13 protein-coding genes and 2 pseudogenes are annotated in these 16,753 nt (G+C 46.0%); 8 read left to right on the top strand and 7 right to left on the bottom strand.

The window, feature by feature from the left end:
- Nucleotides 1-374 precede the first annotated feature (374 nt).
- Genes EWH91_RS07900 through EWH91_RS07890 form a run of 3 tightly spaced genes read right to left on the bottom strand, consistent with a single transcriptional unit; the run spans nt 375 to nt 2,379 of the window.
- Nucleotides 375-1,115 carry a hypothetical protein gene (locus tag EWH91_RS07900; RefSeq protein WP_129929490.1) on the bottom strand — a complete coding sequence of 247 codons (741 nt, stop codon included), beginning with the start codon at nt 1,113-1,115 and terminating at the stop codon, nt 375-377.
- A complete protein-coding gene (locus EWH91_RS07895) occupies nt 1,112-1,993 on the bottom strand; it encodes an ATP-binding cassette domain-containing protein (RefSeq protein WP_129929489.1) in 882 nt (293 codons plus the stop codon). The genes EWH91_RS07900 and EWH91_RS07895 overlap by 4 nt, the downstream gene beginning before the upstream one ends.
- 20 nt (nt 1,994-2,013) lie before the next feature.
- Complete coding sequence (locus EWH91_RS07890) at nt 2,014-2,379, bottom strand: GntR family transcriptional regulator (protein ID WP_129929488.1); 366 nt, start codon at nt 2,377-2,379, stop codon at nt 2,014-2,016.
- Nucleotides 2,380-2,565: 186 nt separating this feature from the next.
- Between EWH91_RS07890 and EWH91_RS14755 the strand changes: the two genes are divergently transcribed.
- The 6 genes from EWH91_RS14755 to EWH91_RS07860 all read left to right on the top strand — a co-directional run bounded on the left by EWH91_RS14755 (nt 2,566) and on the right by EWH91_RS07860 (nt 9,992).
- Nucleotides 2,566-3,816 (top strand): NUDIX hydrolase, encoded by a 1,251-nt coding sequence (locus EWH91_RS14755; RefSeq protein WP_129929521.1) that lies wholly within the window; start codon nt 2,566-2,568, stop codon nt 3,814-3,816.
- Between the two features lie 148 nt (nt 3,817-3,964).
- Nucleotides 3,965-4,723 carry an ABC transporter ATP-binding protein gene (locus tag EWH91_RS07880; protein WP_129929487.1) on the top strand — a complete coding sequence of 253 codons (759 nt, stop codon included), beginning with the start codon at nt 3,965-3,967 and terminating at the stop codon, nt 4,721-4,723.
- Nucleotide 4,724: 1 nt separating this feature from the next.
- Entirely contained in the window at nt 4,725-6,749 is a 2,025-nt protein-coding gene (locus tag EWH91_RS07875) for an FtsX-like permease family protein (RefSeq protein ID WP_129929486.1), read from the top strand.
- A 100-nt stretch (nt 6,750-6,849) separates the two neighbouring features.
- Nucleotides 6,850-7,500, top strand: coding sequence for a response regulator transcription factor (locus tag EWH91_RS07870; protein WP_129929485.1), 651 nt, complete (start codon nt 6,850-6,852; stop codon nt 7,498-7,500).
- Nucleotides 7,487-8,428, top strand: coding sequence for a sensor histidine kinase (locus tag EWH91_RS07865; protein ID WP_129929484.1), 942 nt, complete (start codon nt 7,487-7,489; stop codon nt 8,426-8,428). Before EWH91_RS07870 ends, EWH91_RS07865 begins: the two co-directional genes overlap by 14 nt.
- A gap of 196 nt (nt 8,429-8,624) precedes the next feature.
- Complete coding sequence (locus EWH91_RS07860) at nt 8,625-9,992, top strand: FAD-dependent oxidoreductase (protein ID WP_129929483.1); 1,368 nt, start codon at nt 8,625-8,627, stop codon at nt 9,990-9,992.
- Between the two features lie 153 nt (nt 9,993-10,145).
- Here the strand turns inward: EWH91_RS07860 and EWH91_RS07855 are convergent, their stop codons facing one another.
- From EWH91_RS07855 to EWH91_RS07845, 3 genes are all read right to left on the bottom strand, one after another.
- Nucleotides 10,146-11,090 carry an SDR family oxidoreductase gene (locus EWH91_RS07855; protein ID WP_129929482.1) on the bottom strand — a complete coding sequence of 315 codons (945 nt, stop codon included), beginning with the start codon at nt 11,088-11,090 and terminating at the stop codon, nt 10,146-10,148.
- A 1,684-nt stretch (nt 11,091-12,774) separates the two neighbouring features.
- Nucleotides 12,775-13,092: a type II toxin-antitoxin system RelE/ParE family toxin gene (locus EWH91_RS07850; RefSeq protein WP_129929481.1), complete on the bottom strand. Its 318-nt coding sequence runs from the start codon at nt 13,090-13,092 to the stop codon at nt 12,775-12,777.
- The gene (locus tag EWH91_RS07845; protein WP_129929480.1) at nt 13,089-13,394 is read right to left on the bottom strand and encodes a type II toxin-antitoxin system RelB/DinJ family antitoxin; all 306 of its coding nucleotides are present in this window, start codon (nt 13,392-13,394) and stop codon (nt 13,089-13,091) included. Before EWH91_RS07845 ends, EWH91_RS07850 begins: the two co-directional genes overlap by 4 nt.
- A gap of 75 nt (nt 13,395-13,469) precedes the next feature.
- Between EWH91_RS07845 and EWH91_RS07840 the strand changes: the two are divergent.
- Nucleotides 13,470-13,673: pseudogene (locus EWH91_RS07840) on the top strand (tRNA-dihydrouridine synthase); the annotation flags it as partial.
- A 543-nt stretch (nt 13,674-14,216) separates the two neighbouring features.
- Nucleotides 14,217-14,762 (top strand): hypothetical protein, encoded by a 546-nt coding sequence (locus tag EWH91_RS07835; protein ID WP_129929479.1) that lies wholly within the window; start codon nt 14,217-14,219, stop codon nt 14,760-14,762.
- 692 nt (nt 14,763-15,454) lie between these two features.
- On the opposite strand, the pseudogene EWH91_RS07825 reads toward EWH91_RS07835, so the two are convergent.
- Nucleotides 15,455-16,674: pseudogene (locus EWH91_RS07825) on the bottom strand (Bcr/CflA family efflux MFS transporter).
- Nucleotides 16,675-16,753: the final 79 nt, after the last annotated feature.

The raw sequence follows: 16,753 nt of genomic DNA, 5'->3' as shown, positions 1-16,753 counted from the left end.
GAGGCGTCTCCGGCTCCATGTGCAAGTTTTTTTCCGAAATTGCCAAAAAATCATGTACTTCTCCCTGCATATCAATTCGACAAAAGCACTCAAAAATCCTGCTGTATCAACATTTTTTATTTAATCGGAAAAACTTGCGCAGTGGGTGAGTGTTTATCGGATTGACGTTCTTTTCACTGGTTTTTGATGAATGGTTCAATAAAATTTGCAAGATGACTGAGCCATCTGATCACTCCTCTGATTGATACCCATCCTTTTTCATATCGGGTGTAACGACTCATTTGAAAAATGATGAGTAAACAGGAAACAGAGGAGGCTATTCATTCATTCTTCCTCTGTTCATCATCATGTATTTCACAGCCTTTAACCATCTATTACGGCTTAATAGTCATGCGCCGCATCATCAATTGGAGCAGGGCAAGCAGCAGGGAAAATAGAACAAGACTGCCTGCCAGTGCGGCCCAAATGGGCAATTGTGGTAATCTTATCCCGTTCATCAGTGCCTCGCGTATCCATGGTAGTTGAATCGTTGCTTTCCATAAGGACTCGAATGCAATGATAACAGCAAGTGACAAAGCGATCGACAGCATGCCGGGAATGAATCCATAACGAGAGAAGGCTAAACTGATGAGCCATCCGATCGTAAAATAAATCACGCAGGAGAAGAGAAAGATCAGCAGCAGGAACAGGACCTGGCCGTGAAAGACCCGAGACAAGCTGCTCGTATCGCCGACATCGGAACCGAAGATCAGGGACACTAAGCTGTAAAGGATTTGCACAACGATTGACAATGAGAGAGCTACGGCCGTGATGCCGAAAAAAGTGCCTTTGAATACAATTTTTCTCGTGACCCCATGACGCACATAAGCTACCGGTACATAGGATGCAAGAATAATCCCAGTGACCAGCATAAAATATTTTGCCGCTTGTGTCGCACCATCAAAAAAGTTATACGTCAGACTGTTAAAGTTAAACTCAATGTCCATCCAGGGAAGTATTTGGCTCAGAACGAATACACCGACGAAAATGGACAAAGCCCAGATCAGCCATCCGGACATCAGCATAAAAATATCAACCGCTACTTTCCGATCTGTTCGATTCAGCAAACCGCTCATGCTTCATTCTCCTTTTCTTCAGTTAAATAGATAAATAATTCCTGAAGCCCGATTGGACCGAGTTCCAGACCGGCGTCTCTCAGTTGCCCGATTTGCACAGGCTCAGGCGTTCCGTAGACCATGACAGATTTGGTTGATCCCAGTTGCTGCTGCTTCAAAATGTTCAAGCCGCCGGTTAACTGTTCCACCTGTTCAGCCGGTCCGGTGACACTGAGCCCGCGGGACAGCAGGGCGTCGACCGGCTCGTGCAGAAGCAGCCGGCCATGGTCGATGATCACCACTTCTTCCAGGATCGTAGCCACCTCGGAAATCAGATGGCTGGATAAAATGATGCAGCGTGGGTGCCCCGCGTAATCTTTAATTAGCTCTTCGTAGAAAATAGCCCGCGACGGCGCATCCATGCCAAGATACGCTTCATCGAAAATCGTGATGGGTGTGCGGGCGGCAAGGCCGATCACGATACCAAGTGCCGATTGTTTTCCCCTGGATAGTGCTGTGATTTTCTTTTTCATGGGCAGTTTGTACCGACTGACGAGCCTTTTGGCGTACTCACTGTCCCAGTTTGGACGATAGCGTTCAGCAAATTCCAGCGCGTCCTTTACAGTATCTGTATCAGCACTCAGATCTTTGGCATAGATGAAGCTGACCTTACTCATCACCTGCTCATTTTCAAAGGGAGTTTTCCCATTGATCGTTATCGTCCCTTCAGTGGGTTCACGAAAAGAGGCAAGCAGCGACAGGAGTGACGTTTTTCCCGCACCATTTCGCCCGAGCAGGCCATAGATCTTATCGCCTTTCAGTTTAAAAGAAACATCCGATAGAACCGTTTGCTTTCCTAAATGCAATGAAACATGGTTCACGTTAATTTCAGTTGCCATAATAACCTCCTTGTAGTCGTTCACTGGTGTTCGTCTTTGATCATGCGAATCAGTGTTTCTTTTGACAGGTTTAATTTTTTTGCTTCGCGAAGCAGGGTTACCACATAGTCGTTGAAAAATGTTCTCCTGCGTTTTTTCATCAGTTTTTCACGGGCATGTTCGGCAACAAACATGCCAATTCCTCTTTTTTTGAACAAAATACCATCATGCACGAGCACATTGACACCTTTCGCAGCTGTCGCCGGATTAATCTGGTAATAAGCCGCAAACTGATTCGTGGAAGGGACTTGTGCTGATTCTTTCAGCGATCCGTCAAGAATGTCATTCTCAATCCGCTCCGCAATCTGGATGAAGATCGGACGACCATCATTCATGGGTTCACGCATCGGTTCACCACCTGTATAGTTAATTACTTATGTAACGAACTATATAAGATATCATCATTTTTGTCAATTGTGAAGGGCGGAAAATTTGTTGAGCCAGATCCCTTAATCGGGCGGTCATGGATAAATGGAAGCGGAAATTCGATTATACTTGAGGAGGAGTTCAAATTTCTGTATACGGAGGCACTTATGACGTACAGACAGATTGTATTCGACATTGATGGCACGCTGATCGATACGGAAAAGGCAACGCTGCACTCTCTGCAGGAGACCGTCCGCCGTTTGCAGCAGCGAACCGTCACGTTATCCGACCTCAAATTCGCCATGCATCTGCCAGGTAGAGAGACGCTCAGACAACTGGGAATTGGCGATATTGAGCCGGCGATGCACGTGTGGGGGGAGTACTTTTTCCAATATGCTTCTTCCATCCGTCTCTTCGGCGGAGTCCGGGAACTGCTGGAAGCATTAAAAGAGAGGCACTTCATACTGGGGATGATCACATCGCAGACCAGGGAGGAGTTCCGGCAGGTTTTTCCTTCTTCAATGGCTCACTTTTTCACTACCGTGATTTGTGCGGATGATTGTGTTCATCCCAAACCGGACCCGGAACCGATGGAACGGTATCGGCGGGAGTCCGGCGCTGAGAAAGAAGAGATTCTGTACATCGGAGACAGCGCAAGTGATATGCAATGTGCTGCTGCCGCAGGTGTCGACGGAGGACTGGCCCTGTGGGGCGGCCGTTCACCGCGGCACATCAAAGCAACCTGTTATTTCAATCAGCCGGAAGATGTGCTCAGTCTCGTGACACAGAGGGCAGCTATTCAGGCGCATCAGCCATGGCTTGGCTGGGCGATTGAACTGCAGGCACTGGGCCAGGCGGGACTGGCCTATTCCAAAGACCGGTTCGATCGGGAACGGTTCGAACGCATCAGAGACATCGCTGCCGAAATGATGAGCCTGAAAACGGGCATTTCCAAAGATCATGTGAAAGACCTTTTCTGCAGTGAGACGGGTTATCAGACACCGAAACTGGATACCCGTGCTGCCATCTTTGAACAGCATAAGATTTTGCTTGTCCAGGAAAGATCCGGCACCTGGTCACTGCCCGGCGGCTGGGTCGATGTCGATCAGTCGGTCAGATCGAACACGGTCAAAGAAGTCAGGGAAGAGGCGGGACTGGATGTTGCAGCGCTGCGCGTGATCGCTGTCCAGGATCGAAACGCCCACAATTACCCTGTATACGCCTATGGGGTCTGCAAAATTTTTGTTCAGTGTGCGATCATTGGCGGCAGGTTCAGGGAGAACTGTGAAACGATCGCAAGCCGATTCTTTGGCCTGGATGAACTGCCCCCTTTGTCTGAAGAAAAGAACACGGCAGAACAGATCCGCATGTGCTTTCGGGCTTACAGAGAAAAAGACTGGCAGACGCAGTTTGACTGATCCGCCCTGCAGACGAGAGACCGCAGCCATGCTTGCGCTTTTAAGTCTGACAAATCTGTAAGGATTTACACCGGAACTGTCAGCGTGACCCGCGCGAGAGCCTGTATACTGAATACATCAGAGAAATTACAGACAAGGAGCGAGCACGATGTTGCTACAAGTCAATCATTTGCAGAAAATTTTTCAGACACGATTCAGTAAAGAAAAAACCGTTGCCCTGCAGGACGTCACCTTCAGTGTCGAGGATGGCGAATACATCGCCATTATGGGGGAAAGCGGTTCAGGGAAAACGACCTTGCTGAACACATTGGCAACACTTGAGAAACCAACGTCGGGGTCGGTCATCCTGAATGGTCAGGATGTGACGAAAATTAAAGAAAACCAGCTGGCGGAGTTTCGCCGTACGCATTTGGGGTTCATTTTCCAGGATTTTAATCTGCTTGATACGCTGTCCGTGCGTGACAATATTTTCTTACCACTCGTTCTTGGCCGTCAAAAAGTGCGCGTGATGGAACAGCGCCTGGGAAAACTGGCGCCCAAATTACACATCGCCGATCTGCTGAACAAGCAGCCTTTCGAGTTATCCGGCGGTCAAAAGCAGCGCGTGGCGATTGCGCGCGCCCTGATCACCGAGCCGGAACTTATCCTCGCCGATGAACCGACGGCAGCGCTCGACTTCAAGAACAGCGAGGGGCTGCTCTCACTGTTGGAAGATATCAATGAAACGGGCCAGACCATTCTGATGGTGACCCACTCGGCGATCGCGGCCAGTCACGCAAAGCGCGTGCTGTTCATTAAGGACGGCCGCATTTTTCACCAGCTCTATCGTGCGAGTCGAAAAGCAGCCGTTTTCATGCAGGAGATCAGCATGACCATGACCAACCTGCTTGGGACGGAGGTGCACTGAATTGTTTTACCTGAAATTAGCCAGCCGCAACATCCGTCAGTCGATGAGCCATTTTCTTCCCTTCAGCCTGGCCAGTGTTGTGATGTTCATCATGAATATGTTAATTGCAACGATTTTGTTTAGTCCGAGTTTGAAAAAGCTGCAGGGAGCCTCCAATGCAGCGATGCTGCTCGCCCTCGGTCTGATCGTTCTGGCCCTGTTTGCCACCATCTTTTTAATCTACAGTTATCGTTTTTTATTGAAACAGAGAACGAAAGCGTTCGGGCTCTACCATATTCTTGGTCTGAAAAAGAGTCAGATTGTCCGCATCTCCTTACTGGAGCTGCTGATGATGTTTCTCGTGACCGTGGTTGCAGGAACCGTTCTGGGTATTATCCTTGCTAAATTTTTTTATCTTATTTTGATTCACCTGCTTGGCGAAAGTTATTTTGACTTGCAGTGGAGCCCACTTGCCGTTGGGGTGGTTACCGTCATTTTTGCAGGGATCTATCTGCTCTTAATCATAATCAGCACTTTTTCCATCCACCACCAGTCAAGCCTGGATTTGCTGAAAAATGCGAGCAAAGGAGAAAAAGAACCGAAGTCACGTGGCATTCTCGCCCTGCTTGGCATCGTATCACTTGCGATTGGCTATTACCTTGCCGTAACGGTCACGTCTCCACTCGACGCGTTATTGAAATTCTTTATTGCTGTACTGTTTGTCATCCTCGGTACGCTGCTGTTTTACCTGAGCTTTACGATCTGGCTGCTCAAACGGCAGAAGAAAAATAAAGCCTATTACTATCAGCCGAAACACTTCATTACGGTCTCCAGTATGCTTTACCGGATGAAACAAAATGCACTTGGTCTGGCCAATGTGACGATATTAGTCACGATGACGTTCGTTACCCTGGCGACGACGGTCGGGCTGTATTCCAGCATCAGTAATGTGATGGATGGCTATTTTGTTCGCAATACGGTGATCAATGTCAACACGACCGAGCAGCGCGCCAGTGAACTGGTCAACCAGGTGGCTGAAATAAATGGCATGACACTGAAGCACCCTGTCGTTTATGAAATGTCAAATGGCATGATGGGCTCAATGAACGATGGAAAATTCGAGAACAGGCAAAAATTTTCCAGCCTGACGCAAGTCAACTTCATGACCGCGGATACTTATGAGCAGCTGACCGGTAAAAATGTTTATTTAAAAGGCAATGAAGCCATCGCTTACCCGGTAGTCGGCAGTTTCAATGAAGATAAAGCGACATTTGGGGCTCACACGTTTGCAATCAAAGACAAAATCAGCAAAATCCGAAATTTTCCATCAAACAGCATGACGACAGCAAACTGGCTGGTTTTGATCGTCCAGTCGAAAGCGCAGATTCAGCCTGTACTCGACGCTGCATCGAAAGCGGCGGGTAATCATTATCCGCTTGCTTTCGATACAACAATCAGCGCCAATATGATGGTCAATGATGCGAAGAAACTCCAGAACGCTTTGTCCTATTACCGGGTGAATGGAGACGATCCAATCAGACATGCCGGCGATACTGAATCAAAGATTGAAGCGGATGATCGCGGTGAAGAAAAGACGCTTGCCGGTATGCCGCCATCCCTGCAAACCTATGATGAGACGCACAAGGCTTTCCTTTCATTTGCCGGCGGGTTCCTGTTCATTGGCCTGGTCTTAGGCTTCACCTTCATTCTCGGCACCGCGCTCATCATTTACTACAAACAGATCTCTGAAGGGGAACAGGATAAACGCAGCTTTGAAATCCTGCAGGAAGTCGGTTTAAGTGGCGAAGAAGTAAAAAAGACAATTCGCTCCCAGGTGCTGCTCGTCTTCTTCCTGCCCATTGCTGTGGCGATTGTCCATTTCGGCTTTGCCTTCATCATGATTCAAAAATTGATCAGCTTATTTGGCACGACACGCTTCGGTTTACTGCTGCTGACAAGTATCGGAACGATCGCCGTCGTCGCCGTGATTTACTACATGATCTACAAACAAACGAGCCGGGCATATTATCGCATTGTGGAAAGGTGATCAGTAAGGGTATCCTGTTTCGGGATGCCCTTTTTGCATTTGTCCCTGATCGCAAAAATCAGTAAAATGAATATAGCCTGTCATAATGGGAGATTCACTGATGACAAAAGTATTTATTGTGGAAGACGACCCGGCGATCGTGAAACAGCTGACTGTGGCACTGACTGGATACATGCTGGTTTCCGTTCGAAATTTTCGCAGCGTACGTCAGGAAATCGAAGAAGTGGCACCTGATTTGATTTTGATGGATATTACTTTGCCTTATTTTAATGGCTTTTATTGGACGACAGAGATTCGAAAAAGGGCAACAACACCGATCATCTTCCTGAGTTCGGCGGATGATGAGATGAACCAGGTGATGGCGATGAACATGGGTGCGGATGATTATATCACCAAACCTTTTTCGGTCGATGTGCTGAAGGCGAAAATTAATGCCCTGCTGCGGCGAACCTACAGCTTCTCTCAGGCACAACTGACTTTTAAAGGTTTCGTCCTGGAAGGCACCGAATTGACAAAAGGGTCGGATAAAGTTGATCTGACCCCTACTGAAGCTAAACTCCTTCGCACCTTCTTCGAACAGCCCAATCGAACGGTAGCAAAAGACGTCCTGCTCGCAAAACTCTGGGAATCAGATGAGTATATTGATGCCAATACCCTGCAGGTAAATATTGCCCGCATGCGGAAAAAGCTGCATGTGATTGGCTTCGACTACATCGGAACCGTCCGGGGTGTCGGCTATGTACTGGCGTGAGCGAAAGCACTATATCTATGCCGCTCTGTTTATCGTCACCGTGATGTGCCTGACCTTTTATCTGCGGGGTCTGCCCATGCGGACATTCTGGTCGGCTCTCCTTTTTGAGACGACGGCGCTCATCGTTTTCAGCAGCTGGGATTATTACTGCTTCAAGCGCCGCCATCACAGACGGCTCCGTCAGGTCGTGCCTCAGGTCGATCTGAAACCCCAGTCTCAGGCCGAGAAAGATATGCTGAAGCTGCTCGAGGAACAAAAAAAATACTACGAACATAAGATGACCGAGATCAGACATTTTGATGCGGATTTAACAGATGTGGTACGTATGTGGAGTCATCAGATGAAGGTACCGCTTTCTGTCCTTGATCTGATGGGACAGACCGGCGATTTTACCGTAGATGAGTTAAAAGAGCAGACGTTTCAGCTGGAGAACTATCTGGACATGCTGCTGCATTATCTGCGCTTGAACCATGAGCAGACGGACTACCGCTTTACAAAGGTGCCGTTGAAACCACTCGTCCAGGCAGCTGTGCGCAAGTTTGCCCCTTTGTTTATTAAAAAAGGACTCCGCGTGACGGTCGATGGTGACGCAACCTGGACCACTGATGAGAAGTGGCTGTCCTTTGCGCTGGAACAAATCATCAGTAATGCTGTAAAGTATACGAAAAAGGGTGGTGTCCGTATCGGCCTGACTTCGGAAAGCATTCAGATCAGGGACACAGGCATCGGTATTTTACCGGAAGATCTGCCACGACTGTTCGAACATGGTTTTACCGGTTACAATGGCCGGCGGGATAAAAAAGCAACAGGATTAGGTTTTTTTCTGGTTAAAGAGGTCACTGACCGTCTGTCACTGAGTTTGCATGTGGCTTCTGAAATTGATAAAGGGACAACCGTAATGATCAAACGAAGGGACACGGATGAGTAAGCGGCAAACGTGCCTTATGAGTCGCTTCGGCCGGCATGAAAGCCAAAAATAAGAATCCCTTCAATGAATAAACCGCAGGATTAAGTCATTAATCAAAGGTACTTATTATAATAATTATCATATTACTTTAATTATAATATAGTATGTGTTATTGTATACACGTTGGTTAATGATAAACATTATTGGAGGGGTTTATGTGAATATTGTTGTTGTCGGAACATCTCATGGTGGATATGAAGCTGTGAAAACAGCGTTAGAGACTTATCCTGATGCGAAAATCAAATTGTTTGAGCAAACGGATAAAGTATCCTTTCTCTCTTGCGGGATTCAGCTGTATTTAGAGGATGCTGTTCAAAATATAGATTATATACACTATGCAACCAGGGAAGGATACAGTGATCAGGGTGTAGACGTTTATGCGCATCACCAGGTAACCGGTCTGGATCCAAAGGCGAAAACGATTCATGCGATCAATCTGGATACACAGAAAGCGTCTGATATCTCGTATGATAAACTCGTTCTGACCCCTGGTGCCGTTCCCCGTCAGCTGCCATTTAAGGGCAACGATTTGGAAAATGTTTATTTTCTGCGCGGCAGAGAATGGGCGCTGAAAAACAAAGCGAAAATCAATGATCCAAATATAAAAGATGTCGTCGTTATCGGAAGTGGTTATATCGGCATTGAATTGGTTGAAGCTTATGTTAAAGCTGGCAAGCAGGTGACTGTCATTGATGTTGCTGACCGGATTCTGCCAACTTATCTGGATAAGGAATTTACTGATTTACTGACGGCTGATCTCATCAAGCGGGGGATTAACGTTCAGCTTGGCGAAAAAGTTCAGGAGATTCAAGGGCAAAACGGAAAAGCAACAGCTGTTGCAACGGATAAAGGTGTCTATCCGGCCGACCTGGTTGTTGAGGCTGCAGGCGTTGTGCCTAATACAGAATGGCTGAAAGGAACGATTGAACAGAATCCGAACGGAACCATTAAAGTAGATCGTTATCAGAGAACCAGTGCACCAGATGTCTTTGCAGCCGGTGATGCCTGCATGATCGATTACAGCCCGAATGGCGAGAAAATGCCGATTGCCCTGGCCACAAATGCACGCCGTCAGGCCGTTGTTGCCGCGCTGAATCTTGAGAAGCCATCGGTTGAGATGCCCAGCGTTTCCGGCACATCAGCTTTGTCTCTTTTCGACTATAAATTTGCTACGACAGGGATTAAAGAAGCAACAGCAGCAAAGAGCGGCCTGAAGACTCAATCGGTATTTGTAGAAGATTATTATAGACCGTCCTTTGTACCAGATACAGAAAAGATTTATATGAAATTAACTTACGAAGTGGGTACCAATCGTATTGTCGGCGGACAGCTCATGTCGAAACACGATATCACGCCGGCAATCAACACGCTGTCTCTGGCCATTCAAACAAAACAGACCACACAGCAACTGGCACTGGCTGATTTCTTCTTCCAGCCGGAGTTTGACCAGCAGTGGAACTACTTATGCGAACTGGCTAAAGCTGCCTATAAAAAGGCAAACAATATTGTACCTGCCAATCTGTGATCAAAACAGGGAGGTTCCAATCCGCGGTTTAGCCATCCAGCCTGCCATTCATATAAACTTGTTAAAACCAGTTTTCCTTTAATCAACGATTTCAGGAAGACTGGTTTTTAATGCATTTCGAGATAGTTCTCAACTTATGGCTTGGATTGTTTCTTATGATGATGTCAGCTCTCCACCATTAACGTGAATGGTTTGGCCAGTAACAAATCTGGAATCGTCGGAGGCAAGATAGACGTACGCTGGCGCAAGCTCAAAGGGTTGGGCCATTCTCCGCATCGGATTACCGGAGCCTAATATAGCGACCTGATCTGCAGAATAGGTTGACGGCTGGAGCGGAGTCCAGGTTGATCCTGGTGCGACAGCATTGACCCGAATTCCCTTATCTATAAGGTTATTGGCCAAAGCACGAGTAAAGCCAATATTCGCCGCCTTCGTTGAGGTGTAATCAATCAATTGTGAAGGGCCTTTAAAAGCTACAACCGAAGATGTGTTAATAATTGAGCTGCCTGTTTTCAAATAGGGAAGTGCCGCTCTGGTTGTGTAAAAATGAGAATAGATATTAACTTTCAAGGTGTCATCGAATTGCTCGTCTGTGATATCGAGTAAACTTGGCTGCTGGAACTGGATACCCACGTGATTAACAAGAATATCTAATCGTCCGAATGATTGAATCGTTTGTTCCACGTTGGAGATACATTGATTTTTGTCTCGGACATCACCTGGCAGTAAAAGGCTGCGCTGACCGAGTTGTTCGATCCGCGCTTTTGTTCGGTTTGCATCTTCATGTTCATCAAAGTAGGAAATAGCAACACTGGCGCCTTCTTTAGCAAATGCAACCGCTACAGCTGCTCCGATCCCACTGTCCCCGCCTGTGATGAGGGCAACTTTCCCTGTTAATTTCCCGCTTCCCCTGTACTCCGGATTTTCAATAATAGGCCGCGGGACCATCAGTCTTTCCACACCCGGTTGTCGAAGTTGACGTTGTTCAGGGACATTAATCGGAATGTCCTCATAGCGAGTGATTAACCCGTAATTTGGATACATTGGATAATTTCCATCGGTAATTTTCTTCTGATTTTTTTGCTCATCATGCTCCATTGGAATCCTCCTTGCATGAATAGAAATGACCTTTTTACACTATGTTACTTGGGCGTACCCAGTGCATGTTTCAATCCAAAACGTTTAAAGCTTGACGAAAGAAGTACTTGCTCTTTATTAGAGGTTACCGAATAAGGTATATCAGGTAAATTTAAGAGGAGGTTTTTCGCTTGTTTCAATATAGTCCTGAAGTCCAATTATTACTGGTGAATTTTTCAGATGAAAAAGTAGAGATGCTCTATGATGACAACCCTTACACGTGGCCAATGCCGTTAATAGGACCCAGACCGCCCTATTATGCTAATCCTCGTTACGTACAAACCTATCCTATCCTCTAAAAATACTGCTAAAAACACTGTGGATATGTTTCCGAGAACGGACACACTCAAATGACATTCGGTCTGTCCTCTCGAGCCATGTTGAGTGCGTGGCGTTGCTAGAGTTGAAATAGCTTTGGTGGAAGCATATGGTAAGAAGGCGCCGCCATCACGGGCTAAAACGTGCGATGGGTTAATTGATTGCATCGGAAAGCGCGGAAAGAAACTAATGAATGATTAGAAATCGGTTCGCTGGAATGCATAGGAAAAAAAGTAGAGTCCCTACAATACCCCTGAAGGATAAGATTCCTTTCGGGGTCATTTGTATTGGTCATGGATTAATTCTTTGAGCGAATTGCGATGTGGGGAACCCTTGTGTAAAAGGGATGATAAGGAGTTCTGAAATCATTTTCTGCCAAAATAGAGGGCAATCTGAAGTCGTATGGTCAAAAATCAGGGACGACCGAGAAAATTTACCCCGATATGAAAAATTCAGGTGTCCCCATGCAGGTAGATTAAAAAAGTCATAGACAAAGGCGACGACGTCAACCAGGGAGGTTATCTGGAATCCGCTTTTACCGATTGTTGGAACAGGTTAAGCGTGCGAGCAGATGAATAGACGGAAAAGTTCCGCTTACTTTTAGTGAACAAAATGAAGAATAGCTGAAATAGACGGAGAGATTCCGCCTGTTGACTTGAAAAACGTGAAAATGAGGACTTTTGCTTTGCATAGTCGGAAAACCTCCGCTTATATACCCCCGAAGAGCGTTCCGTTCTACATCTAACCGGAAAAAATCCTCTTATTTTACTTTTTTGCTCGTAACTCAATTAAAGGAAAACATTTTATAGGAAGTGAAATGAAAACCCTGGCGAGACAGGCTTTTTGATCGGTCAAAAAGCCAAAATATAAATGGAGAAAAGCTGGGCTATCTTGCCTGCCACCCTTTGTAAATGGAGAGAAGCTGGACTTTATTCCTGCCTTTTTTACAGTGGCTTTATGTTTGAGGTTATTGAGAAGAAATGTAACTACCAGGCATGAGTAGGGGCTATCCATCCACAAGCAGTCCCGCATCGTAAAGTTAGTATCTCGATTGTTGGTGAGGTGAACCAATTCGTTGACATTCAGGAAGTGTTAAACGATAAAGAGAAATTACGCTGCCTAAATTTCAGATGTAATTTGCGGACATCGAGTCGAGGAAATCAAAGAACCGCACATGTAGAAAATCAGATAAATTGACATACTTGTGGATGAATTGGCAAAAGGCAAGCACATGGAGGAGATTTTAAGAAGCAGCTCACGGCGGTTCATGCGCTTGATCGCATCGTCGCTATCCTTAGAATCCTTACCGTTTCACAGTTTTTTTAACTTACCGCAACTGTGTCTCAGTATTACGCCCGCTATACATGATACGGACGATTACCACGATTTTCATTGGTTCCACTGTCAGATAAAAGACAAGATAATGATCCACGGGTAGGACGCGGAGCCCCTTGCTATGCCATGGTTCCTTATTATAAAGAGAAAAACGAAACGGCATCTCATCCAATTTAGACGCTGCGTTCATTATACGTTGGGTTTGTTTTTTCGCAATTTCCGGATTCAGCAGTGAGAGGGCAATATATTCATAAATGTCATGCAGGTCTCGTTCCGCTTGAACGGTATATACAATCTTCCATTGACTCATTTGCCATAATCCTGTCTCATCTTCTCGGCGACGTGGTCAGCCGATGTAATTCTCCCGGCGGTCAGGTCAGCTAGTCCTTTTTCAATTTCAGCGTTGAACGTCTTTTCATTGAGAGATCCGAAAGTGAGTGGCTTGTTTTCGGACAGTTTTATATCGAAGGGAATCCCGCGCTGCAGCACAACCTGACGCAGAAAAAGACTGATCGCGTTGGACATGGGAATACCGAGCTGCTTCAGCACTTGCTCAGCCTGCTCCTTAATTTCAGGTTCAACGCGGGCGAAAATGTTTGCAGTTCTTGTCATTTGAAACACCTCCTGTACCACAATTATATTCGATTGTATTGCGATGTGCAATCATAGCGCATATGTTGTATGGAAAATGTGACGGCGAATGGAATGGGTAGCGGCCTTATCCTGCGTCCCGAAGTTGCAGCGGATTTAATCCAAGCCACAAAAGCAGGGGGACTGTCCGTAAGTGTGAAGACAAGGCTTGGTTACACGGATGTAAACGAGCGGCACAACTGGCTGACACACCTATTGAAACAAGATATCGATAATCTTACCATTCATCTGCGTACAAGAAACTAATCGCAAATAGCCATTGAATCTGCTGTTCTTTTACAAATCATTTTCAATGGCTATTGGAGTTTTCAATCAGGATGTTTCTGGATTAAATGCCATCGGAGATACTCTCAATAGGGCTTACTGCTGCTAGAATTAAAAGTCTCTGTTTTCTATCTGTTTTTCTCATAACCATCTAAAGCCTGTTCTATTTGTGTGATCTCTTCACTTCCATTTGTTGCAAAACGCATGAAAGGAATACCGTAAAGACTTAAAATATGATCCTTCATGCGGTCACGTGCATATTGAAATCGGAGGTTTCTTTGGTGGTTCTACTTCTGTCAGTGTTCGCCTGCAAGAAGGGCATATTTCTTATTCCGTCAGTACCACGGAACTATTTGGAACCACGATTGACAGTGTAAATGTCCCAAAGAAGATCAGTGATGCGTGGCTGACAAGTCTTGCAAAGCTACAGATCAAACGTTGGCAAGGCGATTACAGTCCGGACTTTGCAATCTGTGATGGGACGCAGTGGAGGCTCGAGTATAAAGAAATTGGCAAACAATGTCGCCACAATCAGGGGATAACGCCTATCCGCCTAATTGGGATGATTTTATCGAAGTCATGGATCGCCTTGCCCCGGAAGCCGCACTGATCGATGCAGAGCAACTGGAACATATCGAATTAAATTATCATCGCCTCAGGCAGATGAATCCTGAATCAACAGCTCCAAATATACCATCAAACTTTATAGGGGACTATTCGGAAAAACTAATCATCTACAGAAAAACAGAAACACTAAGCTATAAGAAAGGCATCGGAAGTGGCTGCTTGGTTACGCACGAATATTATGTGCGGGATGGTGTCCGTGATCTTTTGGACAACTGTGAAAGCTATTTTGAGGAATTTAATTTTACCGACACGAATAGCGATGATAAAACGCCAAGGTTATCCATCGAGTTAACGCGGCACAATGGTAATCAAACCATTAAGTGCTATTATAACCGCCATGGACTCCCAGATGAATGGGAGGAACTGATCAATTATCTTACCCCCTTTTTGTCATTCTACGGTTTGTTCGGGGAATTATTTGATTTCCCCTGTCTATAATGATCCCGGAAAATATTCCGAAAATAATCATTGGAATAGTATCAGCCACCAAGACAAAAGCCATTTGTACAGAAGAACCTGTTAATACTTTCATTGTCCAAACAAGAGCAAGAATTTGAACACCGTCACCCAATAGTGATACAAGCTGACCTGAAATTAAAAGACGATAATTTCTAATGGATATTAACGTTTTAAAAGTATTTTTTAAAGGATGAGTATCGTTATTTATATTACTCTCTCCAGTCATTTTTCTTCTCCTTTTCCTGAACTGTACAAATAGGCTAGCTTTTTTACCTAATAAGATAATATGGAGAATTCAGAAAAAATTTAATACTATTTCAATATAGTTAGTAATGAAGTAGATGTCAATAATTATTAGCTGGAGCATCCTGGATTATTTAGCCTTTCCAGGATGCTCCAGCCTGTTCAAAGTGCTAAGTTATTGAACCGCCGTATACGGATCCGTATACGGCGGTGTGAGAGGCCGGCAGTGTGAACTGCCTCCTCTATCATTGAGACCGTTCGTACAATCCATAAGGTGCTGCCAGACTATTCGGTGCTTACCCGAGATGTCACCGTGCCGCAAATTCTGCCGGATCAGCGGAAGGGACGTTAGCCGAGTCGGGACTTTTAGTCGATGAAGCAAAACATCTGATACTCATGACCCGGACGGTTATGATGGGAAAACAGCCTCATCCATGTACGGGTTGCGTCCGTTTCCTTTTGGCTTTGGTCAGTTTAAAGAACACGACCGAGCCAATGAATGAGGTAGCAAATAAGATCGCGCCCATCGGTACAGCAGTCGATTCATTAATACCGACAAGGGGCGAAACAATCGAACCGAGCAGGAGAGGAAGCATGCCCAGCACCGCACTGGCGCTTCCCGCATTCCGCCCCTGATTTTTCATTCCCAGCGTAAACGTACTGGTAACGATCATGCCAATAGATGTCATGTAGATAAAGATGAGCAGAACCAGGCTTGCCAGCGGTCCATGGATCATTGTCATGACAAGAATCAGTGCAGTAGCACTGATTGAAATCATCACGCCGACTCGGAGCAGATTCCATTCGTGAAACCGGTCGCTGAGGCGCCCAATGATATAACTTCCTATAATAATCGCTAAACCATTCAGACCGTAGAGGACACTGAAGACCTGTGGCGAGACCCCGTAAATGTCCTGATAGACAAATGGCGTTCCTGATACGTAAGCAAAGCTGCCTCCATGTATGAATCCAACCGTTAAGGCGTAACCGATAAATGTCCGATCATGAAGCAGCCCTCCCATAACGCGAACGGATTCACCGACTGAACCGGAAATACGCTTCTCCGGGGGAAGGGTTTCTTTTAACTGCAAGGCCACGATCAGAGCAATAAGCAGGCCGACCAGGCACAAAAAAAAGAAAATGGTGTGCCACGTCGCAAACGGCAGCAGTAAAATAGCCCCGCCAATCATCGGGGCGATCATTGGTGCCACCGCATTGATGACCATTAAAACAGAAAAGAACCTCGTCATTTCCCGTCCGCTGAACACATCACGCACGACCGCGCGGGACAGGACAACACCGGCCGAAGCCGTGAATCCCTGCAAAAACCGGGCGATCACCAACGTGAAAATATCAGGTGCAAAAGCACAGAGCAGCGATGTGAGAGCAAATAGAGAAATAGAAATTAATAAGGGCTTTCTTCTTCCCTGTGCATCACTGATCGGCCCGACAACAACCTGACCAATTGTCAGTCCAATCAGACAAGCGGTCAAACTCAGCTGGACCAGTGAAGCATTCGCATGTAAATCACGCGAAATATCAGGGAAACCAGGTAAATACAGATCAATATTAAACGGGCCTAACAGGCCGAGCATCCCCAGAAGCAGGACGAGTACCAAACGTTTTTTCCTGTTGGATTGTGCATCATGTCGCAGACTCCTTTCTCCCATGACGAGTGGTTTAAAATAGATACAGATTCTAGTTTAATTCCGGAGAAAACATCTGTC

It is taken from the genome of Sporolactobacillus sp. THM19-2, assembly GCF_004153195.1.
Classification (GTDB): Bacteria; Bacillota; Bacilli; order Bacillales; family Sporolactobacillaceae; genus Sporolactobacillus.
This window is presented reverse-complemented; position numbering and strand designations above follow the sequence as displayed.

Coding starts and splice junctions, on each gene's coding strand:
- EWH91_RS14755 (WP_129929521.1), top strand. CDS start 2,566: ATGACGTACAGACAGATTGTATTCGACATTGATGGCACGCTGATCGAT.
- EWH91_RS07870 (WP_129929485.1), top strand. CDS start 6,850: ATGACAAAAGTATTTATTGTGGAAGACGACCCGGCGATCGTGAAACAG.
- EWH91_RS07895 (WP_129929489.1), bottom strand. CDS start 1,993: ATGGCAACTGAAATTAACGTGAACCATGTTTCATTGCATTTAGGAAAG.
- EWH91_RS07880 (WP_129929487.1), top strand. CDS start 3,965: ATGTTGCTACAAGTCAATCATTTGCAGAAAATTTTTCAGACACGATTC.
- EWH91_RS07835 (WP_129929479.1), top strand. CDS start 14,217: ATGTCGCCACAATCAGGGGATAACGCCTATCCGCCTAATTGGGATGAT.
- EWH91_RS07900 (WP_129929490.1), bottom strand. CDS start 1,115: ATGAGCGGTTTGCTGAATCGAACAGATCGGAAAGTAGCGGTTGATATT.
- EWH91_RS07890 (WP_129929488.1), bottom strand. CDS start 2,379: ATGCGTGAACCCATGAATGATGGTCGTCCGATCTTCATCCAGATTGCG.
- EWH91_RS07850 (WP_129929481.1), bottom strand. CDS start 13,092: ATGAGTCAATGGAAGATTGTATATACCGTTCAAGCGGAACGAGACCTG.
- EWH91_RS07855 (WP_129929482.1), bottom strand. CDS start 11,090: ATGGAGCATGATGAGCAAAAAAATCAGAAGAAAATTACCGATGGAAAT.
- EWH91_RS07845 (WP_129929480.1), bottom strand. CDS start 13,394: ATGACAAGAACTGCAAACATTTTCGCCCGCGTTGAACCTGAAATTAAG.
- EWH91_RS07865 (WP_129929484.1), top strand. CDS start 7,487: ATGTACTGGCGTGAGCGAAAGCACTATATCTATGCCGCTCTGTTTATC.